General features: G+C 67.5%; 25 protein-coding genes and 1 pseudogene. 10 read left to right on the forward strand and 16 right to left on the reverse strand.

The features are described 5' to 3' along the window. The first annotated feature begins 22 nt into the window (after nucleotides 1-22). The 5 genes from EDD90_RS07460 to EDD90_RS07485 all read left to right on the forward strand — a co-directional run bounded on the left by EDD90_RS07460 (nucleotide 23) and on the right by EDD90_RS07485 (nucleotide 5,008). On the forward strand, nucleotides 23-832 hold the full coding sequence (locus EDD90_RS07460; protein WP_123972341.1) for a RimK family alpha-L-glutamate ligase: 810 nt from the start codon (nucleotides 23-25) through the stop codon (nucleotides 830-832). Then, entirely contained in the window at nucleotides 829-2,628 is a 1,800-nt protein-coding gene (locus EDD90_RS55155) for a RyR domain-containing protein (RefSeq protein WP_185148972.1), read from the forward strand. Before EDD90_RS07460 ends, EDD90_RS55155 begins: the two co-directional genes overlap by 4 nt. 141 nt (nucleotides 2,629-2,769) lie before the next feature. Beyond that, nucleotides 2,770-3,750, forward strand: a complete 981-nt coding sequence (locus EDD90_RS07475) for a phytanoyl-CoA dioxygenase family protein (protein WP_185148973.1) — start codon at nucleotides 2,770-2,772, stop codon at nucleotides 3,748-3,750. Further along, nucleotides 3,747-4,058: a Rieske 2Fe-2S domain-containing protein gene (locus EDD90_RS55160; protein ID WP_185148974.1), complete on the forward strand. Its 312-nt coding sequence runs from the start codon at nucleotides 3,747-3,749 to the stop codon at nucleotides 4,056-4,058. The genes EDD90_RS07475 and EDD90_RS55160 overlap by 4 nt, the downstream gene beginning before the upstream one ends. Next, nucleotides 4,055-5,008, forward strand: coding sequence for a zinc-binding dehydrogenase (locus EDD90_RS07485; protein ID WP_123972343.1), 954 nt, complete (start codon nucleotides 4,055-4,057; stop codon nucleotides 5,006-5,008). The genes EDD90_RS55160 and EDD90_RS07485 overlap by 4 nt, the downstream gene beginning before the upstream one ends. Before the next feature lie 286 nt (nucleotides 5,009-5,294). Here EDD90_RS07485 and EDD90_RS07490 read toward each other — a convergent pair whose 3' ends face one another. Together EDD90_RS07490 and EDD90_RS07495 are read right to left on the reverse strand one after the other, a co-directional pair. Further along, nucleotides 5,295-5,519 (reverse strand): hypothetical protein, encoded by a 225-nt coding sequence (locus EDD90_RS07490; RefSeq protein WP_123972344.1) that lies wholly within the window; start codon nucleotides 5,517-5,519, stop codon nucleotides 5,295-5,297. After that, the gene (locus EDD90_RS07495; RefSeq protein ID WP_260327695.1) at nucleotides 5,516-6,151 is read right to left on the reverse strand and encodes a ParA family protein; all 636 of its coding nucleotides are present in this window, start codon (nucleotides 6,149-6,151) and stop codon (nucleotides 5,516-5,518) included. The genes EDD90_RS07490 and EDD90_RS07495 overlap by 4 nt, the downstream gene beginning before the upstream one ends. Nucleotides 6,152-6,550: 399 nt before the next feature. On the opposite strand from EDD90_RS07495, the gene EDD90_RS07505 reads away from it, so the two are divergent. Together EDD90_RS07505 and EDD90_RS07510 are read left to right on the forward strand one after the other, a co-directional pair. Beyond that, nucleotides 6,551-7,462 carry a hypothetical protein gene (locus EDD90_RS07505; protein ID WP_123972345.1) on the forward strand — a complete coding sequence of 304 codons (912 nt, stop codon included), beginning with the start codon at nucleotides 6,551-6,553 and terminating at the stop codon, nucleotides 7,460-7,462. Beyond that, nucleotides 7,459-8,106, forward strand: a complete 648-nt coding sequence (locus tag EDD90_RS07510) for a hypothetical protein (RefSeq protein WP_123972346.1) — start codon at nucleotides 7,459-7,461, stop codon at nucleotides 8,104-8,106. The genes EDD90_RS07505 and EDD90_RS07510 overlap by 4 nt, the downstream gene beginning before the upstream one ends. 101 nt (nucleotides 8,107-8,207) lie before the next feature. Here EDD90_RS07510 and EDD90_RS56870 read toward each other — a convergent pair whose 3' ends face one another. From EDD90_RS56870 to EDD90_RS07520, 4 genes and pseudogenes are all read right to left on the reverse strand, one after another. Then, the gene (locus tag EDD90_RS56870; protein ID WP_260328695.1) at nucleotides 8,208-9,380 is read right to left on the reverse strand and encodes an RHS repeat domain-containing protein; all 1,173 of its coding nucleotides are present in this window, start codon (nucleotides 9,378-9,380) and stop codon (nucleotides 8,208-8,210) included. A 69-nt stretch (nucleotides 9,381-9,449) separates the two neighbouring features. After that, nucleotides 9,450-9,497, reverse strand: a pseudogene (locus EDD90_RS56875) (hypothetical protein); the annotation flags it as partial. Beyond that, complete coding sequence (locus EDD90_RS56880; RefSeq protein ID WP_260327697.1) at nucleotides 9,494-11,308, reverse strand: DUF6531 domain-containing protein; 1,815 nt, start codon at nucleotides 11,306-11,308, stop codon at nucleotides 9,494-9,496. The pseudogene EDD90_RS56875 and the gene EDD90_RS56880, both read right to left, overlap by 4 nt. Before the next feature lie 165 nt (nucleotides 11,309-11,473). Continuing rightward, nucleotides 11,474-12,052 (reverse strand): dihydrofolate reductase family protein, encoded by a 579-nt coding sequence (locus EDD90_RS07520; RefSeq protein WP_123972347.1) that lies wholly within the window; start codon nucleotides 12,050-12,052, stop codon nucleotides 11,474-11,476. A 99-nt stretch (nucleotides 12,053-12,151) separates the two neighbouring features. Between EDD90_RS07520 and EDD90_RS56885 the strand changes: the two genes are divergently transcribed. After that, on the forward strand, nucleotides 12,152-12,283 hold the full coding sequence (locus tag EDD90_RS56885) for a hypothetical protein (protein ID WP_260327698.1): 132 nt from the start codon (nucleotides 12,152-12,154) through the stop codon (nucleotides 12,281-12,283). On the opposite strand, the gene EDD90_RS07525 is transcribed toward EDD90_RS56885, so the two are convergent. Then, nucleotides 12,264-12,833 (reverse strand): dihydrofolate reductase family protein, encoded by a 570-nt coding sequence (locus EDD90_RS07525; protein ID WP_123972348.1) that lies wholly within the window; start codon nucleotides 12,831-12,833, stop codon nucleotides 12,264-12,266. The two genes, EDD90_RS56885 and EDD90_RS07525, sit on opposite strands and share 20 nt — an antisense overlap. A 154-nt stretch (nucleotides 12,834-12,987) precedes the next feature. Here EDD90_RS07525 and EDD90_RS07530 point away from each other — a divergent pair, with 154 nt between their 5' ends. Beyond that, nucleotides 12,988-13,995, forward strand: a complete 1,008-nt coding sequence (locus tag EDD90_RS07530; protein ID WP_123972349.1) for a sigma-70 family RNA polymerase sigma factor — start codon at nucleotides 12,988-12,990, stop codon at nucleotides 13,993-13,995. 371 nt (nucleotides 13,996-14,366) lie between these two features. Here the strand turns inward: EDD90_RS07530 and EDD90_RS07535 are convergent, their stop codons facing one another. The 9 genes from EDD90_RS07535 to EDD90_RS07575 all read right to left on the reverse strand — a co-directional run bounded on the left by EDD90_RS07535 (nucleotide 14,367) and on the right by EDD90_RS07575 (nucleotide 22,394). Beyond that, nucleotides 14,367-14,918: an EF-hand domain-containing protein gene (locus EDD90_RS07535; RefSeq protein WP_123972350.1), complete on the reverse strand. Its 552-nt coding sequence runs from the start codon at nucleotides 14,916-14,918 to the stop codon at nucleotides 14,367-14,369. A 135-nt stretch (nucleotides 14,919-15,053) separates the two neighbouring features. Continuing rightward, complete coding sequence (locus tag EDD90_RS07540) at nucleotides 15,054-17,354, reverse strand: molybdopterin-dependent oxidoreductase (protein WP_123972351.1); 2,301 nt, start codon at nucleotides 17,352-17,354, stop codon at nucleotides 15,054-15,056. A gap of 417 nt (nucleotides 17,355-17,771) precedes the next feature. After that, nucleotides 17,772-17,993, reverse strand: coding sequence for a hypothetical protein (locus EDD90_RS07545; RefSeq protein ID WP_260327699.1), 222 nt, complete (start codon nucleotides 17,991-17,993; stop codon nucleotides 17,772-17,774). 481 nt (nucleotides 17,994-18,474) lie between these two features. Next, on the reverse strand, nucleotides 18,475-18,780 hold the full coding sequence (locus EDD90_RS56305; RefSeq protein ID WP_221305074.1) for a hypothetical protein: 306 nt from the start codon (nucleotides 18,778-18,780) through the stop codon (nucleotides 18,475-18,477). A gap of 196 nt (nucleotides 18,781-18,976) precedes the next feature. Further along, nucleotides 18,977-19,792, reverse strand: a complete 816-nt coding sequence (locus EDD90_RS07555; protein ID WP_123972352.1) for a hypothetical protein — start codon at nucleotides 19,790-19,792, stop codon at nucleotides 18,977-18,979. 62 nt (nucleotides 19,793-19,854) lie between these two features. After that, nucleotides 19,855-20,754: a site-specific integrase gene (locus EDD90_RS55165; protein WP_185148976.1), complete on the reverse strand. Its 900-nt coding sequence runs from the start codon at nucleotides 20,752-20,754 to the stop codon at nucleotides 19,855-19,857. Nucleotides 20,755-20,890: 136 nt separating this feature from the next. After that, a complete protein-coding gene (locus EDD90_RS55170; RefSeq protein ID WP_185148977.1) occupies nucleotides 20,891-21,172 on the reverse strand; it encodes a hypothetical protein in 282 nt (93 codons plus the stop codon). 102 nt (nucleotides 21,173-21,274) lie between these two features. After that, nucleotides 21,275-21,943 carry a hypothetical protein gene (locus EDD90_RS07570; RefSeq protein WP_123972354.1) on the reverse strand — a complete coding sequence of 223 codons (669 nt, stop codon included), beginning with the start codon at nucleotides 21,941-21,943 and terminating at the stop codon, nucleotides 21,275-21,277. A gap of 55 nt (nucleotides 21,944-21,998) precedes the next feature. Beyond that, nucleotides 21,999-22,394: a hypothetical protein gene (locus tag EDD90_RS07575; protein WP_123972355.1), complete on the reverse strand. Its 396-nt coding sequence runs from the start codon at nucleotides 22,392-22,394 to the stop codon at nucleotides 21,999-22,001. A gap of 376 nt (nucleotides 22,395-22,770) precedes the next feature. Here EDD90_RS07575 and EDD90_RS56890 point away from each other — a divergent pair, with 376 nt between their 5' ends. Continuing rightward, a complete protein-coding gene (locus tag EDD90_RS56890) occupies nucleotides 22,771-23,082 on the forward strand; it encodes a hypothetical protein (RefSeq protein ID WP_260327700.1) in 312 nt (103 codons plus the stop codon). The last annotated feature ends 7 nt before the right edge of the window (nucleotides 23,083-23,089 follow it).

A 23,089-nucleotide genomic window follows, 5' to 3' on the forward strand; every position in this document is an offset into this window, starting at 1 on the left:
AGCCTCCCGCCTACCCCGGGGGATGGAAGACACCGAAGGGCTGCTGGCCGCCCTCGCGGCACGAGGCGCGCGGGCGGACCTGGTGGTCTGGTCAGATCCAGAGGTGGCATGGGAGGACTACGATCGGGTGCTGTTACACGCGCCGTGGGACTACTCGGAGCATCTCGCCGCCTTCGAGAATTGGCTGGCGCTGGAGGTCGGCGGCCGCCTGGTGAATCCGCTCCCCCTGATGCGGTGGAACACCGACAAACGCTACCTGTGCGAGCTCGGTGCCAGAGGGATCCCCGTACCCGCGACCGTCGTCATCACGGAGCCCGCACGCGTGAGGGCGGACGAACTGGCGGCCGAACTCGGCATCGGCCCACTCGTCGTCAAGTCCACGGTCGGCGCGGGCGGCCGTCGGACCTGGCTGCTGGAGAGCGCAGGTGCAGTGCAGGAGTTCCTCCGGCAGGGCGGTGTGCCGGTGCCCGGTCCCGTCCTGGTCCAGGAGTATGTCCCGTCCGTACGCGACCAAGGCGAGTACTCGGCGATCCAGCTTGGCGGACGGCTCAGCCACGTCGTCCGCAAGGTGCCCGCCGCGGGGGAGTTCCGAGTGCAGCACCACTTCGGAGGGACGGTGCTGACAGAGCGTGTCCAGCCCTGGATGGAAGACTTCGTGACCAAGGTCGCCGACTCCCTGCCCCAGCAGCCCAGCTATGCGCGCATCGACTTCGTGACGAGCGAACGGAATGTTCCGCTGCTCATGGAGGTCGAGGTGATCGAACCCGATCTCTTCTTGCGGCACGGCGACGGCGCGTACGACACCTTCGCGGCGCTGCTGACCACATCGTGAGCGCCGACCCGGCGCACCAGCAGGAGGGGCGCGGTGGAGGCGTGCGGCCGCGTGCGGTCCCGGCCGGAGGTGCGGTCGCGGGGGTGCTGGCCCTGGTCGCTGTGGTGTTCGGCCTGGTCGGTGTCCATCAGCAGCTCGGCCAGCACCCCGGCGCCCGACAGGGCGTCTGGGAGGTCCTCTTCCGGGTCCTGCAGCTGTTCACCCTGGGGTGGGACGAGCCGGACCGGGCCCCGCCACTGCCCTGGCCGTTGCAGGTGGCGCGGTTCCTCGCGCCCGCAGTGACGGTGTACGCCGTTGTGGAGGCTGGACGGCGGCTGTTCGCCGACGAGCTGCGGCACCGGCGGGTGCGCCGTCAGCGCGGCCACGCCATCGTGTGCGGATCCGGGTCGGGGGCGCGCGCTCTGGCGCGGGACTTGATGGCGTCGGGGCAGCGGGTGGTGATCGTCGGCGACGAGGCAGAGCGCGCAGCCGGGGTGGCGGGCGCCCTCGTGGTGGCCGGCGACCCCCGGTTTCCGGCGGCCCTGGCTGCTGCGGGACTGGCCGGGGCAACCGCCTTGTACGCCTGCGACGATGACAGCACCCGCAATCTGGCGGTGGCTTTGACCGCTACCGGTGCCGTGACCGCCGAAGGACTGAGGGTCCATGCGGAGATCCGGGACCCCGTGCTGTGCCGTGCCCTTCAGGCGCGCTGGTGGAGCGGGAGCGAAGTGCGCCGTGTGCGGCTGGACTTCTTCAACCGCTATCAGGCCGCCGCCAACCGGCTCGTCCAGGAAGAGGCCGCGCACCTCTCGGACGGCAAGCCGAGGGAGGTGCTCATCGTGGGCCAGGGCTCGTTCGCGCAGGCCTTCGCCACCTGCCTGGGCCGCTTCAGCGCGGATCCTGCCCGCTTGACGATCACGTTGGTCGGCGCGAGTTCCGAGCAAACCGTCGACGATCTCATCCGCACCTCCCCATGCCTGGTCGACGCCTGCACCCTGCAGCATGCGAATGCGACCTCTGCGGAAGCGGTCTGGCAAGCGGTGGGCCGCGGCGCAGTGGCCCGGGTCTATCTCTGCGCGTCCGATCAGGAACAGGTGATCCGGCAGGCGCTGCTGGACACCGACCTGTGGCGGGCGGGCCCCGAGATGGTGACGGTCTGCATGGACGACGCCATCGGCTACGGCGAGGCGTTCCAGCAGTCCGGTGTGACGACGGCACCGGTCGACGGCATGGGCGGGCGTCTGAAACTGTGGGGTATCAAGGCCGCCGCGTACCGCCTGGATGCCGTCGACGAGGACTTCACGGAGATGATGTCTCGGGCGGTGCACGAGGCGTATCTGCGGCGCCGGCTCAGAGAACGCGCGGCCGGTGCCGAGCCCGGCGGTACGTTCGTAGCGTGGGGTGAGCTGTCGGAGGACCTCCGCAACGCCAATCGCGACCAGGTGCTGTCCTACGGACAGAAGCTTGCGGAGCTCGGCTGCGTCCTCATACCGAGGGACGGCCGGGCTGCCCCGTTCTCCGTCGACGGCGATGTCGTGGAGCGGCTCGCGGAGGCCGAGCACCTGCGGTGGATGAACGACCGGCTCAGGGCCGGATGGTCGTATGCGGAAGTCCGTGACGACAGCGCCCTGCACCACCCCGACCTCGTGCCGTGGTCCCAGCTTCTCGAAGCGGACCGCGAGAAGGACCGCGAGGTGATACGCGGCTTGGGCGCGGTCCTGGCCGACTCCGGCTTCGACGTCGTACACATCAGGGATGTGGAGAGCCCAGTCGTGATCCCAGACCCAGGGGGCGGTACGGGGAACAGGGGGGGTTGACTTCTCGGGTCTGGCCCGCGTCGTCTTTCTCGTCGACCGGGCGCGCGAGCCGAAACTCATGAACTTGAACTGATCGAGCCTGACCTGATTCTGCGACCGGGGGCTCCGGGCGGCCCACGATGAGCGACGAGGAGCATGTTCATGGACCATGAGAACTCTGAGTCCGCATTGCGCAGCTTTCCACCCGCGCCACTGGCTGCGGTCCGGTCGGTCCCGACCGGCACCGAGGCAGTCGACGTCGACCTGAACGACGTGCTGGCCGGTCAGCTCGTCAGCCTGACCGGGGCTCTGCAACGGCTCGGCATCTACGACGAGCTGCTCGGCTGCGTACTGGATCTGGTCGAGCTGGTGGCCTCACCACGGGCTCGGGCCGGAGTCACCGCAGACCGGGTGGAGCGCCTCCACGAGCATCTCACCGTACCGCAGGCATTGGATCTGCGTCGGCGGCTGGCTACCACACTGGCCGGCCGCTCAACGGTGTGGACCAGCCGGCTGCTACGCAGTCTGCGCGAGCAGTCACGACCGCTCTATGTGTGCGGCCGCTTCTACGCCAGGATCATGATGCCGGAGGACGTTATCGCGCCCTACCGGGCGACACTGGTAAGAGAAGCCGGTTTCATGACCCCGCACGGGCCGCATCTCGACTCCTGGTTCAGCCAAGGCACCAACACCATCAACCTGTGGATGGCCCTGGGTCCAGTGGTGCCTGGAAACGGCATGCTGTTCCATCCCCCGCAGTACCGTGACGGGCTACGCCGCAGATACGAGGCCTGCGAGCCATGGCAGTTCGTAGGTCAGCCGCGGAGCATCGCGTTGGATCCCGGCGATGTGCTGCTGTTCCATGGCGACCACGTGCACGCCACCGAGGTGAACATCACCGACCGCACCCGGTTCGTGGTCAGCACCCGGATCACGGTCGGTCCGCCCGCCTATCGGCGCGAGGGCACCGGCTGGGTGCCGTACCACGATCTGCGACTGCTGCATACGCCCCTGCATCGGATCAGCTCGCTCAGGTCGCGGCTGACCCGCAGCGCCATTCGGCAGGCCATCCGGACGGTTGGGCTACGTCCCACCGCTCGGCCCGCGGTCGCTTCTGCGTCGCAGGAAACGGATCGGTCGTGATTTCGCGGCGGTTGGACCTCAGCGAGCTGCCGGTGGACGGCATCCGCCCGGTCGACGGGCGAACGTGCGTCTCGCGTACCGCCGCGGGTGTCTTCGCCTTCGCACGGCGGTGCCCACACGCCGACGCCGACCTCGCCAACGGCTACGTGACGGACGGCTGGTTGCGCTGTGCCTGGCACAATCTGCCGTTTGAGCTGAGCAGTGGCCTCGGACCGTGCACCTCCGTGCCGCGGCTGTGGACCCGCAGGCTAACCATGGTCGCGCCGGAGATCTACGAACTGACGACCGAAGGGGACGCCCAACCATGACCGGCCCCCGCGTGCCGGCGCTGCACGTGACCCGGGCGTGGCGAATGGAACCGGTCGAGCTACCCTGGCCAGTGCCCGCTGACGGTGAGGTATCGGTGCGGTTGCTCTTCGCCACGGTGTGCGGCTCGGACGTGCCGAAGTTCACCGGCACCTGGGCCCGGTTCACTCCCCCGCTCGTCCCCGGCGCGCCGATCCACGAATGCGTCGGCGTGGTCGAGCAGAGCCGCGTCCCAGGCATTGCCGAGGGGGAGCCGGTGCTTGCCATCCCGAAGCACGACGCCGGGCTGGCGGAGGTGTATCTCGCCTCTGCGGCGCAGACCACGAGGCTGCCCGGCTGGAGCGAGGACGACCTACCGTACGCCACGCTCGGCCAGCCCACAGCAGCCGTGCTGCACGGGTTGGACCGCCTCGGCGACGTCAGGGGTGCACGGGTGGCGATCATCGGGCTCGGCGGGATCGGCCTGATCGCCGCGATCCTGCTGCGCGGGCGCGGGGTGGCGCAACTCGCCGTGATCGAACCGAATGAATACCGCCGGACACTGGGCGCATTCCTGGTGAACGCGCAGGGGTACCCGGCCTGGTCCACCGAACTCGCCGGACAGGCCGACGTCGTGGTGGAGGCCGTCGGCCATGACACCTACGGCGATACCCTGCCGGTATGCCTCCGCACGGTGCGCCCGGGGGGGCGGGTGCTGCTGTTGGGGAATCCGGCGGACACCTCCCACGCGGTCGGCGTGGAGACGATTGTCCGGCGAAACCTGTGCCTGGTGGGCAGCATCTCGCCACAGTGGGAGACGTACCTTTCGGCCGGGGCTCGCGCTGTCCACGACGACCTGGCGACATTCCGGCGGCTGATCACCGGCCACGCGCGGTGGCGCGATGCCGAACGGGTCTTCCGTGAACACGCAGATCCGGCGTCAAGCCGATTGAAGGTCGTCCTGACGGGATAGCCGGGCGCCACGACCGGTCGACCGGGAGAGGCCCGTATGAGACCTTGTGGGGTTCGTAAAGTCATCGCCGCAGGTTGGGACGGTAGAGCGGTGCCGGCTGACCTGCAGCGACGACTTTCCGAGCCCCACAGGCTCAAGCTCCAAGATCCGGGCGTCCTCACTGCCTCCCCATGAGAACCAGCATCTAGCGGACGCATGCTTCCTGGCCTCCGCCATCCAACGAGATCACCAACGCAGTCAAAACCAGTGAGCGGAGGCCGCTGCACGCACGACTGCATCACCCGGCCTACGGGTCGCTCCTCGGGGGTCGCACAGCGGCGGCGCCTGCCCGCACCATCGCGGCCACCGGTGGCCTCGCCCATTGCACGAGGTCACGCGGCAGGCCGGTGTCGAGCTCGACGCTCACCCGGACGTATCGGGTGTGCAGCCGAGTGACTTCGACGAGACGCGGTACGACCGCCTCCGGGCCGCGCTGCAATGCGGCCCGGTAGGTGTCCTTGCGCTGATTCATGCCGTGTCCTGTCGCTTGATGACTTCATCTGCGAGGTCCATGTACGCCGATCCTTTGGCCACCACCGGACTTCCGAATGACTGGGCGTACAGGTCGAGCCGCGGAATGTGGGTGGACAGCACGTCGAAGCCCCGCTCGGTGAGAGCTTCGCGGGCGTCGGCGTCGGGACCGGTCCGCGTGGCGTCGGCCCGGTTCGTTCGGTTCAGCAGGACGGCGGCGTGGGCCGGGTGGGCGCGCAGGGACTGTACGTCGCCCATCTCGCCACCGATGGGCGCCATGCGATCGAGCTCGATGGGAGCCGGAGTCACCGGCACGATCCATTCGCTTGCGTATCTCATGATGCTGCGGGTGATGTGCGCGTGGTCCTCCATCTGCGGAGCGTCGAACACGACGGCCTGCCGGTCGCCCAGGAAGTCGTTCACGCGCCGGTGCACGTCGCCCACCGGCAGAGCGACCACAGGAAACGGGAAGCCACCTGCCAATTCGCTCCAGCGCAGCGCGGAGGAAGCGGGGTCGCTGTCGACCAGCAGCGGTGGGACACCCGACTCGTGAAGTGCGTGGGCCAACCAGACTGCGCTGGTCGTCTTTCCCACCCCGGGCTTCAGGTTCACAAAGGCGTAACTCAGCGTCACACGGGTCAACGTAGGGTCGCGAGCCGCGGCCGACCGTCGACCTGGGGCACACCGTGCCGTCGTTCACCCTGCGGAGCTGGTGAATCATTCGTATGGGCCAGTACGGATGTCGTCCTCTTCGGGTGCCAAGGGGAGTGGGCCCACCTCAAGTCCCGACGCAGCGCCAGGATTTCCACGTCCTTGTCGTGGTCGCTCACCGGTAGCAAGCGCAGCACGGCAAACGCGTTCGTCACAGCCAGGTAGGCCAGTCGCAACAGCACGATCGATCATGTTCCCGCAGTTCTCAGCACTCGCGCCAGAGCGCCGCCCCCAGGGACAGCCGCCAAGACCCCTTGAACCGCGCACCCGCCTCCGACCAGGGCGGATGAAGTTTTCGGCAAGGGCAACGCCCAGGACGCGTTGCACGCGGCGAAGCAGAAGCTGGCCGGTCTGCCGCCCAAACCCCTGATCGACCTGCCTGCGAAGGACGACGCTGAGGCGAACAAGCGGGAGAAGACCGAGAAGGACAGGTCCTCGGCGGAGCTGTCGGCCGCTACCGCACAGTCCGATCTCGACCTGTACCGCGCTCAGGCCCGCAAGCTGGCCAGCGACTACGACCTGGAAGGCCAATCGGTCGCCCGGCGCCGGGACAAGGCGTTGGACATCGCGCCGAACGAGCCGGGTCTGATGCACAAGCTGGGCGACGCCTTCAAGGGCCTCGGGAAGGTACTCGACGCGCTCGACGACGTCGTCGCCAAAGAGGTCAGTGTGGCTGTGGCGGACGCGGTCAAGTGGCTCACGGAGCATGCGAACGCCATCGCCGCCCTTGGTGACGTGCTCGGGACCATCAGCGCCGCGCTGGGCGCAGCCTCGCTCATTGTCGCCCTCGTCTCTCCGGTGTCCGGGCCGTTTGCACCTATTTTTCTCGCGGTTGCAGAGGGCATCGGCGTCGCTTCGGGTGGCTTCTCCCTCGGCGCACTGGCACTGCACGGCGCCGCCCGAGCCGTCGGCGGAGAGTCAGTGGTCTCCAACCGTACGTTGGCCGAAGACGCTCTCGGTGTACCGCCCTTCGGCGGCGGCCTCAAAGGCATATCCAAGGTGGCCGCCGACAGCCGCTTGGCAGTCCATGCTTCCAATTTCGGCCTGGTCGATACGGTCGCGGCCTTCCTGGGCGATCCGACCGCACTCGGATACTGGGCACCGAACAATGAGCGACAGGTCGCTGAGGTCGCGGCAACCCCAGTTATCCCCGGAGCCCCCTTGCTCGTGGCGTTCGAGAACGCCTGGGAAGCTGGAACCGAGAAGGACAAGGCAGCCCGGCAGGGAAAGTGAGCCACACGATGAAAGATGCAGAGATCCTGGCCCACTTCGATGGGCGCGGCACTGCCGAGTTCAGTCTGAGCGGCCTGGAGGCCGGCCAGTCCGACATGATCACGGCGATCGGCTTCGAGTTCGGCTACGACCTCAAGCAAGCCGAGGCGGTGAGCAGGAGCACGATGCGCATGATCTTCGTGCGCACTGACTCCCCAACGGCTCGTCAACGCGCCTGGCAGACGCACGACCGGTTGCGCGCGGGAGGTCCGCTCCTGGCGACATGGACCGTCCCTGGTACAGCGCCAGGAGCGGTCGGCTCCGTCACGGCCGTCGACATGGCGTCGAAGCGGCGAGGTCTCGCCGCCTACGAGGCCAACGGCATCAGGGGATTCGTAGTCTTCATCGCCGTGCTCAGCCTCGGCTGCTTCATCCTCGCGTGGGTACTGCGCGACAGCCCGAACACACCCCTCGCCGTGATGGCGGCAGTGCTCGGCATCGCCGTTGCCGTGGCCGCGGCCCTGACCCCTCGGTGGATGAAGCAGTGGTACGAGAAGAACCGCCGGCTGGTGGATCTCTACGACCGACAACGGTCTGGCCAGGTGGGCCCCCCGCCGCCTCCCGGGCCCGCCGGTCCGCATCCCGGTAGCGGGAGCGGCCAGTGATACGGGTCGACTTCTCGGTTCCCGCCGAGTTCGAAGAGATGCCTTTGGACATGGACTTCGACACGGCCTGGGCCACCGTGAACGCCCGAAGCACCTCCGCCTCACTGGCGCCAGAAACCGAGCAACAGCCACGGGCGGAGATGGCCCGCACACTCCAGCGGATCTCGCGGTTGCTCGCAGAGGTCGGCGTCGTGTACACAGCCAACTGCCTGCGGTCCTTCGAGGGCGAGACTTCCATCGGCTCGCTCGCCGTCGCTGTCGTGGACTTCCCCTACGGCGACGATCCCGCCACCGCAGTCAGAGGGACCCTGCGAGGTGACGGGAAGCGGTAGCGCGACGGCAGTGGTGGTCTGTTCGCAGAGGGTTTCGCCGTCCCAGGTGAAGTCGGTCTGCTCTACGACCGACGCGTGGTCCGCGGCGAGCCGCTGTTTGGAGATGCGCCGGTCGAGCGGGTCGTACTGGTACTGCCATACCGTGCCGTCGGGAGTGGTCACGGAGGCGAGGCGGTCCTCGGCGTCCCAGGTGTAGCGCCAGGTATCCGGTTTGCGGGACAGACGGATCTTCTGGCGCAGCGTGATGCGACCGGCCGCGTCGTGCTCGTAGCGGACTCGTCCCGCACCGGTGATGCAGGTGTTGGCGTAGGTGCGCCGGCCGGTGGCTTCGTGGCCTGGGTGACTTGCAGGCCACTCGGCCTGTGTCAGGTTGCCTGCCTGGTCGTAGGCGTAGCGTTCGGACCAGTCCGTGGCGTCGACGGTGGTGACCCGGCCTGTCGTGTCGAGGCCGAAGCGGCTCGCTCCGTTGAGCTGGTCGTCGAGGGCGACGAGGTGGCCGTCCGGTCGGTACGTGTACGCCCGCTGCTGAACCGGGCGTCCGTCGGCTGTCACCGATTGGAGCGCAAGACGCCCTTGACTGTCGAAAGTGTTGGCCAGCGTGACGGTTCCACCGATGTGACGGGCCAGTTCTCGGCCTGCCGCGTCGTACTCAAAGGCGAAGGTGCGCCCGGCGGTGGTGAGGGCCGTACGACGGCCGGCGGCATCGTAGGCGAACGAACTGGTAGCACCGGTGGGGGTGGTACGGCTGGTACGGCGTCCCACAGCATCGTATTCATACGTGGTGGTGCGGTCGTTGAGCGTCTCCGACAGCGCACGGCCGGTGGCATCGCGCTCGATGGTCAGACTCACGCCTGGAGCGGTGGCTCGAAGGAGCTTCCCAGTCGTCGTGTACGTGAAGGTGGTCACCGCCCCGCCGACGTCCTTGCGGATGACCTGGCCCATCACGTCATGTTCGAAGTTGACTGTCTGGCCGAGGGCGTTGGTGCGAGCTGTCAGCCGACCAGCGGGGTCGCGGTTGTAGGTAACTGTGCGGCCGCCGAAGTCCGTTTCGGATATCAGGTTCCCGGCCGCGTCGTAGTGGTGGTTCGCGTGAAGTCGTCGTAACTGAGCGTGCCGGAGAGGAACCCGCCACTGCCGCCTGTACGGACGACTCTGCCGCTCTCGTCGTACGTATAGGTGTACGTCGTGTCGTTGCGGTCGGTCCATGAGGTGATCCGACCGGCCTCGTCGTAGGCGAATCGAAGGGGCCGGCCGGAGGAGTTGATGACCTCGGTGAGATTCCCCGCGTCGTCGTAGCGGTAGGAGACCAGCAATGTTCCGGCGGTCTTGGGCTGTCGCGATTCCAGCAGGTGCAGGGCGCCAATTCGCGGCAGGTTCCTGTCACGGTCGATGGCGATGCGGTAGCCGCCACTGTGCACGACCTCCGCCGGCGTGCCGTCATCTGCGTAACGGACCGTGATGCGCTGACCGTTGCGGTCCACCGTGGCCTGCAATGGCAGGTCGACCGCTTCACCGTCGTCTGTGGGGCGTGGGGTGTGGAAAACATGGCTGAGCCCGCTGTCGGGGTCGGTCACGCGCAACGCGCCGTCCACCTCGTCGTCCCAGGTCAGCGGCCATGGCTGGCCGATCTCGGGATAGACGGGCGCCTCGGAGTCGGGGAACGGCAGCGGGTAGACGAGCCGGGCGCCGTCCGGTGCGACGGAGACGACTCCATCGTCATCGACCTGCAGACGCTGATCGAGGGTGGAGGCCCAGGACTGGCCGAACCAGCCGCCCCACCGATATGAGGAGGCGTGGGTACGCTCCAGGATCAAGGGCAGAGCACCAGGCAGTTCGACGTCGAGCTGTGGCAGCAGCATGTCGCCGGTAGCCACGTCGATCGGGTCGAGATCGCACTTCTTGAACACCGCCCGAATGGAGGCGGGCAGGCTCTCCCACTCCGAAGGGCGCAGCTTGAGCCGGGACAGCCCGGAACTGTCGAGCTTCAACGCCTTGCTGAGCTTGGCCAGATCGGCCGCCCTGAGACCCTTCAGCCCCTTGCCCAGGGCCTTGCCGAGCATGCCGAAGCCGACGCCCATCACCGCGCCCTCGGCGAGGATGCCGGCCAGCTTGTCCGGGTCCTTGAACGCCCCCGGATCCTCCAAAAGCGTGGTGAAGACGGAGAACGTCGCGCCATCCTTGGCCATCTTGGCCACCGAGGCGACGCCCCGGACCTCCTTCAGCGCCTTCAGCGCCTTCAGCGCCCACTCTACGCCCCGGATGACCTCCATCACCCCGCGGATCGCGGAGGCCAGCGCGGTGCCCTCTTCCTCGATCCGGCCGATCAGCGCCACCACCTTCAGCGCCCGCTCGCCGGCCATGAGCGTGGAGGCCACCGACGACGCGCCGGCCGTCAGCACGTCCAGCGCCAGACCGGCGATCTCGAACTCGGCGATCTCCGCCAGCATCACGCCGATCTCGGACAGCAACTCGTGCGCCTTGTCCGCGAAGTCGTCCAACGCCTTTGCACCCTCGCGCAGGGAGTGGGCCATCTCGGTGGCGTTCTGGCGGGCGGCCTTCGCCCGCTTGTTGTACGCCTTGGCGGCCTTGCCCTCCCACTCGACGTCTGCGAGAGCCTTGCGGGCAGCCTCCGCAGCGTCGTCCAGACCGGTGGCCAGGTGCCGCCACTTCTTGGCGATCTCCCGCACCCCGTCCGGGTCCACCGCCGGATTGGTGATGCCGAGGAACTCCAGGCCGCTGGCGACGGAGTCGCCGAACATGTGGTTGATCGGGCGGTGCTGCCGGGGGACTGCGCGGCGATCGTGGCGTTGGTCGAGGATGAAGCGGCCGGCGATGGGGGCGGTGTGCGGGCCCGGCAGATGCGCGATCATCTCGGGTGGCGAGCCAGTGATGCGCGGGGGCAGGCCGCTCGGTTCCGCGCCACGCGGCTGGTGGAGCGCGGGTGGTTGAGCGAGGAGCAACCTGGGCTGTTCAGGCCGCGGTCGGGGCGGGCCGGCTGAGGCGGCGGGGATGCTCGCCGCCCGCCATGTCGCTTCTCAAGCCTCGCGGGCGCGCTCGTAGGTCAGGTGGACGAGGCCGTTCCCCACGGTCTTCGTGTGGATCAGGCGCAGGGGTCGCTTGTCGCTGGTCTCGCCGAACAGGCGCTCGCCCGCGCCGACCGCAACCGGGAAGACCGTCAGGCGCAGCTCGTCGACCAGGTCGTGCTCCATCAGTGTGCGCACGAGCGGACGGCTGGCGTACACGACGATCTCCCCCTGTATCTGCTGCTTGAGCTTCGAGACCTCACTGACTACGTCGCCTGCCAGGACGGTGGCGTTCGTCCATTTGGGCTCCTTGAGCGTCGTGGACACGACGTACTTGGGCAGACGGTTCAGACTGTCCAACCACTCGCCGCCCATCATTGACGACCGTGCGCCGAAGTACTCGTCGCTCCGCCGACCCATCAGCAGCGCCTCGGCGGCTTGTGCCTCGGCCAGTTCGAGCTCCGCCCACGCCTCCCAGTCCTGGTGCATGAACTGAAGAAACCAGCCGCCGTGCCTGAACCCTCCCTCGCCGCTCGGGTCCTCGACGACGCCGTCGAGCGTGACGTTCTGGCTGACCACGATCTTTCCCATCTTGATCCTCCTTGTCTCCGGGGCGCGCCCCGGACTGGGGCCGCCTCCAACCAGGTAGACACCGGCCCAGCCAAGAACTGGGCGCGCAGACACGGCAAAGTGGCGGGCCACCGTACAGATCGTGCGCCGCCACGAACGGTCACCACCGGCAAGGTCACCCTGGAACGCGACTACGCACTCACCGACCTGACGGTGCAGCAGGCCAACGACGTCACCCTGCCTGGTAGGTGAGGTAGGCAAGGCTGTCGCCAACGGTGCGGGTGCCTGCAAGGCGCAGGCGTTTCGGGGTGCCGGACTGGTCGAAGAGGCGGTTGCCCGCGCCCATCACGAGCGGGAAGACCGTCAGCCGCAGCTCGTCGACGAGGTCGTGCTCGATCAGCGTGTGCACGAGCTGGGAGCTGGCGTAGACGCGGATCTCGCCGTTGACCGTGTCTTTCAGCCTCGCAACCTCATCCGCGATGTCACCGTCGAGCACCGTCGAGTCGTTCCAGCCGGGATCTGTGAGTGTGGTGGAGGCGACGTATTTGGGCAAGTTGTTAATCCTGTCCGCCAGTCGGCCGGTCCGGGATGGGTATCGTGCGGCGAAGAACTCGTAGCTGCGTCGCCCCAGCAGCAGGACCTGCGCGCCCAGCGCGTCGTCGAGGATGAGCTTGTCCCATGCTTCGCGGTCGGTCGGGGCGAGCCCGGCGCGCCAGTCGTAACGGCTGAAGCCCTCCTCGCCGGTCGGGTCCTGGGTGACTCCGTCGAGTGAGACGTTCTCGAAGACGACGATCGTTCCCATGTCGATGCTCCCATGTTCGGGTGGTCGGACTACCACTGAGGTAGACACCGCGGCATCGGCAGAACTGGGCGCGCGTCAGCCGCCCAGTTGGCCGGTCAGCCGGTGTCCATACCCGTGGGAAGTGCGATGTGGTGACGGAGAGGGTGACCCGAGGATGGCGACCGGCGATCTGATGTCGAAGGCGCGGGCCGGCGACGGTGACGCGTTCCGCGCATTGGTCCAGCCGTACCACGCGGAGTTGCAGGTGCACTGCTACCGCATGCTCGGATCGTTGCAGGACGCCGAGGATGCCCTGCAGGACACGCTACTGGCCGCCTGGCAAGGCATCGTGGGGTTCGAGCGGCGCGCCTCGATGCGCACCTGGCTGTACCGGATCGCCACCAACCGGTGCCTCAACGCGCGTCGCTCGGTGAGTCGGCGCCAGGCGAAGGAGTGGAACGTGCCCGATGTCGAACCGCCCGAGCCGACCCGGCTCGGTGAGGTCGTCTGGCTGCAGCCTTATCCCGACACCCTGCTCAAGGCCGTGATCGACGCGCCGCTCGGGCCAGAAGCCCGCTACGAGCAGGCCGAATCGATCTCCCTGGCGTTCGTCACCGCTTTGCAGGTACTGCCGCCTCGTCAACTCGCCGTTCTCGTCCTGCGTGACGTCCTCGGATTCCACGCCCGCGAGGTGGCCGACATGCTCGACTCAACCGTCGACTCGGTCAACAGCGCCCTCAAACGAGCCCGCGCCGCCCTGCAACGCCACCAGCCGCCGGCCGCCCACCACCAACCTCCCGCCCCCGGCTCAGCCTCTGAGGACGCGATCGTGGCGAAGTTCGTCCGCGCGTGGGAGTGCGCCGATCTCGACGCGCTGGTGGATCTTCTCACCGACGACGTCTTCTTCTCGATGCCGCCAGTGCCCTTCGAGTACGAGGGCAAAGACCTCGTTGCCCGCTTCTGCGCCAGCGTCTTCCGGTCTGGCCGGAGGTTCGACCTGGTGCCGACGCGAGCCAACGGTCAGCCCGCGTTCGGAGCGTACCTGCGCGCCCCCAACGGCATCAGCCACGGGACTGGCCTCTACGTCCTCACCCTCGCCGACCACCGCATCAGCGCAATGACCCGATTCGAGAACAGCGTGCTGCCCTGTTTCGGGCTTCCACGCTCACTCTCGAGCCGATAGCTGCCCACTCAGCCAGCCGCGTCAGTCGCCTGAACTGGCGTCAGAAGTGACCCCAATCCGGATATAGGGTCACGTTTCCGTATGTCAGGAGTGGAGTGGCCGCTGGGTAGGCAGGCTCGTTCCGTTGGTTCGGATGCGAGGTGTGCGGAGGTGGCCGATGCCGTCGGTGCTGGAGAAGCGCGAGCGGGTGGCGATCACCCGAACGGGAGTGATACGCACGGAAGTTCGAGCGGCCGCCGTATCCCTCGGTTTGGGAATCGCTTCTGAACCCACACGGCCAGGAGGTGCTACGCGACCCACGCCGCCACGCGGCCGCTAGCCAGGGGCAGGCCCTGGCATAAGCGCGGGTCCGGGGGCGTATCCGGGGACTGTCAGGCGGTGACCTTGCCGAAGATGTGGTTGGCGGGAGCGTCGGGGTCGTTGCCGTAGAAGAACTCTTCGAGTGCCTGGTGGAACTCGTCACGGTCCAGTCCGCCGGAACCATCGAGGTCCAGAGCGGCAAAAACGGCGGCGCTGTCCTCGCCGGGGACTGCGGCGACCGAGTCGAACATCTGCTGGAACTCGGCCTGGTCGATCTTGCCGTCTCCGTTGAGGTCGACGAGGTCGAAGAAGCAGTTGGTGACCGGCGCAATCTGCTGCGGGTAGAGCGCGCGGTCGGTCAGGACACTCTTGAAGCCTTCGGTCATCTCCCGCACATCGACCTTCCCGTCACCGTCCTGATCCATCGGGGCGATGACGTTCGACCAGAACTGGTCCATCCCCTCGGTGAGCCGGCGGACGGTCTCGGCATCAGGGGTGGTCTCGCGGGCGCTGATGTAGCGCTCGCTCATCTTGCGGACGTCGTGCTGGGTAATGAACCCGTCGCCGTCGACATCGGCGCCCCTGAACCACTGGCCGTACTTGAGATCTTGAAGTGCAGTCATGACTGCGCACCGTATTCATGCAGTTACGGCGACGCAAACGTCCGAGTGGAGGCTGGGCGCCGGTACGGACCTACCGACCGGGCGCCCGACGAGGGGGAACACGGCAAACTCGCCCGTCGTTGGGTTGGCTTCGTTTCAGTGTTCGAGGTGTGGTGGTGTGAAGGCGAGTACCTCCTCGACCGGCCCGTCGTGGACCTCGACGTCGACGAGAGCACTGTGCGCACTGGGTCCCTGGGACAGACGCGAGCACCCGCGGTCCCCGGTGAGGGTGTTCGGGTTGCCGTGGCGGTCCAAGGTTCCGCTCCGGCCCGGCTGGGCCGGGTCCCACCACGCTCCGGTGGACAGCTGGATGACGCCGGGCATAACGGCGTCCGACAGGATCGCGCCCGCCAGGCAGCTGCCTCGGTCGTTGAAGACGCGCACGATCATGCCGTTCTCGATACCGCGTGATGCCGCATCGTGCGGGTTGATCGTTACGGGCTCGCGGCCGTGGATCTTTGACTTGAGGCTGTGGCCACCGTTGTCGTACTGGCTGTGCAGGCGTGAGGCAGGCTGATTCGAGATCAGGTGCAGCGGGAAGCGGTCCGCCAGGTCGGCGCGAAGCCACTCCACGGGTTCGAACCACGTCGGATGTCCGGTGCAGTCGTCGTAGCCGAACGAGTCGATCTCCTCGGAGAAGATCTCGATCCGGCCCGACGGCGTCGTCAGGGGGAAGCGCTGCGGATCGGAGCGCAGTGCTTCGAAGCTGCCAGGAAACGGCCCGCTGAGTGCCGGCAGTTCGACACCGGAGGCGCGTTGCCAGAAGTCGTCGAAGTCTGGCAGGGCCGCGTCGTCGCCGAGGTTCGCCCGTGTCTGGACGTAGAGGTGCCGGACCCATTCGATCTCGGAACGCGCCTGGGTGAACTCGCGCTCATAGCCGAGCCGGGCAGCCAAAGCGGCGAAGATCTGGTGGTCTGTGCGTGCCTCGCCGGCCGGCTCGCGGACCTTCGGCATCGCGATGAGGTGAGGGTCGGAGAATCCCGCGGCGAAGTCGTCACGCTCCAGGCTGGTCGCGACGGGAAGCACGATGTCGGCGAACTTCGCCGTGGTATTCCACCAGGCTTCATGGACCACCACCGTGTCCGGGCGCTGCCAGGCTCGGGTGAGGCGGTGGAGGTCCTGGTGGTGGTGGAAGGGGTTTCCTCCGCACCAGTAGATCAGGCGCAGGTCCGGCAAGGTCAGGCGCTGACCGTCGTAGTCGATCGTCGCGCCCGGTTCCAGCAGGGTGTCGGCGATCCGGGCGACCGGAATGAAGTCCGCAACAGGGTTCGCCACCCGCGGCATCGACGCCACAGACGGGCGGCCCGGGGCGACACCGGTCGCGTCCATCGTTGCGTAGCCCGCGCCCCAGCCGCAGCCGGGCCGGCCCAGCGAACCCGCCATGGCCGCCAGCACGACCGACATCCAGATCGGCTGCTCACCGTGGTCCGCCCGCTGTATGGCGTAGTTGACCATGATGAGGGAACGCTGTGTGGACAGGCGGCGGGCGAGATCGGGGATCGTGTCGCGGCTGATGCCCGTGATCCTCGCGGCCCAGTCGGCGTCCTTGACGACGCCGTCCACGTCGCCGGTCAGGTAGGAGGCGAAGCGGTCGAACCCCTCGCAGCAGCGAGTGAGGAAGTCCTCGTCGTACCAGTCGTTGACCAGCATCGTGTGCGCGATGCCGAGCATCAAGGCGGTGTCAGTGTTGGGGATGACCGGCAGCCACTCGGCGTCGAGGAAGTCGGCGGTGTCACTGCGGATCGGGCTGACGTTCACGAACCGCACCCCGGCCTCACGGCACTTCCGCTGCAGGTCCCGCGTCTGGTGCCGGGCCAGCCCGCCAGGGTTGATCTGGCTGTTCTTCAGAGCCAGCCCCCCGAACGCCACCACGAGCTCACAGCTCTCGGCGATCTCGTCCCACATCGGCATCCGGGACTGGTAGCTCCACGGTGCCCCGCCGATCACATGCGGAAGGATGACCTCAAGAGCGGCGGTGCTGTACGTGTTGCGCGAGTCGGTGTAGCCCCCGCCCAACGACAGGAACCGCTGGAGCTGACCCTGCGCATTGTGGAACCCGCCCGCACTGGCCCAGCCGTACGAGCCGCCGAACACCGCGCTGTCCCCGTGCTGTGCGCGCACTCGGCGCAATTCCTCGCTCACCAGCGTGAGCGCGTCGTCCCAGCTGACCTCTACGAAGGCGTCCGCACCTCTGGCCGTTTCATCGGCGCGCGGCAAGCCATTGAGCCACCCTTTGCGCACCGCGGGACGCAGCACACGCGCACTGTCCTCAGCAGCCGTCACCATGCCCGGGCCGATCGGCGACGGCGCGGGGTCATCACCCCGGGGCTCAATGCGCACCAGCTGACCCGAATCGACCACGGCTACGAAACTGCCCCAGTGCGTCGCCACCGGCATGCGTTGTTCCACCGTGCCTCAACTCCATCCCTGAAGTTTCTCCGGCTCTCGAACAACGGCCGCTACACCACAGGGGTTCCGCGTCAGTCAGCGGTCCGCAGGACACAGGCTCCCCCTGGCGGATGCTGCCCAACCCTGACGGTGCGCACGACTCCCACCGCCGCCACTCGACCGGAGCCCGGAGCGCCTCTGTCGACCGCGACCTGACCGTCGTCCGACACCAGCGTCAAGGTCCTGGACCACCTCGCTCCAAGGCGGTCGAGGGACGGTTGGAGTGCCGGAGCCGGCGCGGAACTGTCACGGTCACCGTCGAGGCCCGCAGGCACTGGGCAATCTGGCATCGGACCAAGAACAGCCCGGAATCCACGACGAGGCTCCCGGGGCACCCTGGGAGGCCGGCAATCGGTCTGAGAGTCCTCAACACGCACGACTTGACAGGGAACAGTCCCGCTCGGTGTACAGCTTCGTGGTCAGCTGCAGCCCGCAGCCTCCGAGCAGCAGCCCGCACCAGAACGTGTCGTGCTCGTGACGACGGCGGAAGGCGTCCAACTCCATCGCCTCCAGCGGCAGCATCAGCGGCTCCTCCGAGTCCGCGCCGCCCAGGACCGCCGTCTGGATCTGCCGCCAGTCACCCCGCACGAAACCCCACCTTTCGTCCCAACTCATCCTGCTAGTAGCCGCGTTGACCTCACAGACGATCGACGTACTCACACCGTCGTACGCAGCGGGTCAGACTCGCCAGCAACAAGCGACGTGGCGGCCTGCCGTACGGCACGCTCCGCCAAGGCCCGCCGCACCACAAGAGTCCGGGCGGCCTCGGATGCGCGGCGACGCTGCACCGTCATCGGCCCGTCGCAGTGCGGGAGGCAGCATCCCGATCGGGGTCAACACCGACCGTGTCGGTCCGACCAGTCACTCCCGCTGCGCCGGGGTCAGCGCGGGTTACCAGGTGACCGTGAGGCGTAGGGGTGCAGGACCAGAACGGTCTTTCGCGATGAGGACGTCGACTTCGGAGGGGCGGGTGCGATCGACGAGTGGGAGGGTGTCGGCGTGGTATTCGAGCTCTGCGGCAAGGCCGAGGTCCTCGATATCGAGGAGCTGGCTGTCGCGACGCGGCCTCTCAAGGCGGGCCATGAGCAAGATGGGCACCGAGCTCGTCAACAGCGGACTCCCCATCCACGTCGGCGCCGCTCTGCTCGGCCACCTCAACATCCAGACCACCCGCGGCTACGTCGCCGTGTTCGACGAAGACGTCATCCGCCACTACCTCACCCATCTCAACGAACGCCGCCAACTCCGTCCCGACCACGAATACCGCGACGTCACCAGCGACGAGTGGGACGAGTTCGAAGAGCACTTCGACAAGCGCAAGGTCGAACTCGGCGCATGCGGACGCCCCTACGGCACCCCCTGCCAGCACGAACACGCCTGCTTATCCGAACTACCCAGTTCACGGACCGACGGGGCCGCTCGCAGGCGAGTTGCTAAAAGTAGTGGGCGACAATCTCGGCGCCCCGGAGTGTCCGGGCGTGTCGCGCCGCCGACTCCTGCCGGGGCGCCGTGACTGGGTGTCGTGGGACAGGGGTGGACAACGCTGACTGGGGTGCGGCGGTGGGCAGGGATCAGTCGAAGTTGAGGCGGCGTCCCCATTCGCTGCTCCACCCACCGCGCCAGACGGCTAGTCCCGCGTAGGTGAAAATGCAGCCGACGCCGATGCCCCATTCGTCGCCTTCGTAGCGGATGGTGGCATCCGTGAGGGAAGTGCGGAGTCCGTCGAGGGGGATTACGGTGAAGGCATCGCTGCGCTCGTCGGGGCAGTGCTGGACCTCGATCCAGCCTTTGCGGACGAAGGGCAGCAGCGGGGCGAGTTGCCGGTCCACCCAGGCAAGGCGCTCGGCGCTGTCCAGGTCGTCCGGCGGATCCTCCCAGATGCCGAACGCCCCGGTGAGCATGCCGCTCGACTCGGCCGCGCAGACCAGGACTTCGCGTTCCTCAACGCTCAGCTCGTCCCAGGTGGGAAGCGCGCTGGTGTCGGCAGTCGGATGTGCGCCGTCGAACCAGTGCTCGCGCACGTGCTGCGGGGCGGCGAGGCTGAAGCGGCGGTGAGGGCGGGCGGTCCACAGCCAGTTGGTCGGATCGGTGAGAACCTCGTGGAGTTCGGACCCTGCCACCAGGACAGGGGCGACGGCGCGGTGGCTTTCCCCCTCGTGGACGGTCAGTAGCCCGCGTTCGGCGAGATCGAGGGCCACGTCGGCGAGCTGTGGGACCAGGGCGCGTTGCTCGTCCTCTGTGAAGCTGCGCAGGGGCGGAGCCTGTGCAGCACGGGCCCAGCGAAGTGCCACGCCGTAGTTCTGGACTACCCCGGCCAGGGAATACCCCGAGATGGCACGACGCATGAGTGTCTGTTCGGCGATCGTCAGCGAATCCCAGGCGTGCATGACGTGCATGCTCTCACTGCGAGCGGCCTGAGCCATAGCTGATTATCCGGGCAGGCCGGCCATCAGCCCAGGTGAGGGGCCTGGCTCCCGCTAGTCGTCACCCAGCGCGAGCAGTATCGCGAACTGCTCGCTGTTGGTTCCGGCAACCACGACATCGATGCCGTGTCGGGTGACGGGCGTCCACGCGCGGCCGTTGTCCACCTCAGGTCGTGCAGGGTCCAGTTCGCGCCGAGCAACTGGTTGGCACGGGTGAAGACCATCCGGGCCGCGTCGTACTCCAGCGAGCGCATCGGCCGTCGCAGCGTCCACCACAGCGGCTCCGACGGGTGCTTGGGGACCATGCCGCGAAGTTCTTGCTGGTAGAGCCGCAGCCACACGAACGCGTCGGCGGAGGCGGGAAGGTGCTGCAGGACTTGGTTGCCCTTGCGGACCACGCCGATCGTCTGGTCCCCGGGCGAGACCAAACCCTGCGGGACACCCAGCAGTTCGGAGGCACGGGCGCCGGTGGAGATGTAGAACGCGATCAGAGCCCTGTCCCGGTTGTACTTCAACCCGGCGAACAGGTCGTTGAATGCCTGCTCAGGAATGATCCTCGGGGTCGGCTTGGGCTCCTTGGGCTGATAGGTGCCCCGGCGCGAGGGCTGCCGGAACGGCTGCATCGGGTTGTGATGCGCGTTCGGACTCCCCTCGTCGGCAGCTCCGCCCTGCGGGAACGGGTTGATCAGCGGTCGGCCGTGGGTCTCGCCGTGGTACTCGTAAAACGAGCGGATCACCGCGCGAGCGTGCCGCCTGGTCCGAGCGGCATAGTTCTCGCCGGGCGCGGCCTTCCCCGTGACCGGGTTCACCGAGCCCGGGGCGGGTGCATCGGGACGACGCCGCCGAGGCGGCTTCTTCGTGGTCTTCAGCCACAGTGCGAAGTCACGGGCCTCGGCGCGGCTCGCCAGATGCCAGGGAACGTCCACGGCGTGTAGGAACCTGATCCACGCCAACAGCTCATAGGCGTAGGACCGCAGCGATGTCGGACTCGCGTCGTCGGCGAGCAGTCACCACGACCCTCCAGTAGCAGCCACAACCCCCTTGTCGTCACTATGCGTTGACCTAGAAGGAAGCCCAAACCAGTTCGGTCAACGGGGCATCCGCTGCCCCATGCTCCAGGTCAGCCCGAAGATGATCAGCCGACTCGACGACCTCGAAACGGTCCTCATCAACCACCGGGCCCGTGCCGAAACCGAAGGCTGGCGCGGCGAGATCGAAGGCATCGACCTGACCCTCACCCTCCTGCGAACCAAGAGAGACGAAACCGGGCGGCGCCTCCGTCGGCCCGTCGTCAACCTCGGCATCCCCCCTCCCACGCACCACCACAACAGCGCAGGAGACCACACCATGATCCCCTGCATATTCCTACTTGCCGAGGCAAGCGGTTCCGCCGCCGGCAGGCCCCTGAGCAGCAGGACGACCGTGCTTACGGAGGATTCGCAGCTATCACTCCGCCTGGCCGCTCAACTCTGCCCAGGTGTAGCTGTCCATACTGTCGTGAGGGCCGATCCTGGAGAGTTCCGAGCCGTCGTGCCCCACAGCCACGATGAGCGGTCGTATCCCCCCGTGGCCTGTGGACTGGGACTTCCAGACCACGATGAGCCTGCCGTGCCCAGGCACCTTGATCCGTCGGTCGCCGAGGAGGAGATGATCCACTTCGGCCGCCACCTGGAGTTCGTTGGACCCGACCCACGAGCCCGTCCCGGTGAAGTCCGGATGACGATGCTGCAGGCGGTAGGCATAACTCAGGCAACCTGCACCTCCGCCGAGCTCGATCATGCCGACCTGGCCCGGCTGGCCCGCCGCCAGTCTCTCGGCAAGCAAATCACCGTCCGACGCACTGCCACCGCCTGTGTACTGCCATTTCTCGCCGCAGCGCTCAATCAGTGCGGTGTGCGTCTCCGCTTTCGCGGACCCGGGACGCCAGATGAGCCAGACCCCGCCGACACCCGCGTCCCGGTCGACGTCACCCGACACCAGGGTCAACCATCGGCGAGGCAGCCAACCGGGCTGCAGCACCTCGCCGTTGACCACGCGTCGGACCACCCTCGGCAGAATGATCCGCATACCACGATCGATGCGGCGCATCCGACGCAACTCCGCGCGAGTGGACATTTACAGATGGTACCCAGCGGCGGGAGCACTCACGCGCAGGAGGTGACGGGAACGGTCAGTACCGAAAGCTGGCTCGCCCCTCAGTCAGATAGATCATCCAGGGGCGAATCGGCTCACCGCCTGCCACAGGCCGCAGTTCCACGTCGAGATCTCGCACCGCGGCTATCGCCCCGATCAGTTGCTCAGGGAAATGCTGGCGCCGCGCCTCCTCCTGCGCGGCAAAGAGCGGACTGAGCTCACTCCAGCCGACTCCCGGCACGAACCGGCAGAGAAACCACGGTTGATCGACGCTCAGGTCCCAGAGTTCGCCGACCAAGAAGTCGCCATGCCAGACCTCGTATGCGGCCGACTCCCCCACGCGTCCCTCCACCAGTCCCTTGTCCAGTGTCCAGACAGTAACCGCGGCGCAGACGAGTCGCGAGACGCCAATCCGCCATGACCAGTGGCCCATCCAGAACGGAGAGCTCCTTGCCAGACCGAATACCCCACATCAACCGTTCGGGTGAAGTGCAGATAAGCACCGACTACTGGCCCGCGGCTGGACGATCAGCGATATCGCGCGGGAGCTGGGCCTTGCCCGGCACACAGCGGAACGCTATGCGCACTGCAAGAACCTCGACGGCCTCATCGACGGCGCCCTTCGCACCACACGCCTGGACGACTACAAGCCTTACCTGATCCGGCGCTGGAACGAAGGATGCACCGATGCTGCCCGTCTCTTCCGGGAGATCCAGACTCAGGGCTACTCGGGACGAACACCGCAAGCGGTGCGGCGCTGCCTCCGCCCGCTTCGCACCGGCCTCGGCTCCATCCGGTCACCGGCCCCGGTGCTCAAGCCGCAGCAGATCACCAACTGGATCATGTGGAACCCCCAGCACCTGTGCGAAGACGAAGAGCGCCAGCTGGGTGAAGTACTCACCCAGTGCCCGGAGTTGACTGCCGTCCGTGGCCACGTGCATGCCTTCGCACGGATGGTCTGCGACCTCGGCGGAGACCGCCTGCCAGCATGGACAGACGCCGTCCACGCCGATGACCTACCCGCCCTGCACGCCTTCGCCGACGGGCTTCGGCGTGATCACCAGGCTGTCATCGCGGGTGTCGGCGTACACCTGAACGTGGCTCTGGCAAGATTTTCGTAGGCGGAGA

Source organism: Streptomyces sp. Ag109_O5-1, from assembly GCF_003814875.1.
GTDB lineage: Bacteria > Actinomycetota > Actinomycetes > Streptomycetales > Streptomycetaceae > Streptomyces > Streptomyces sasae.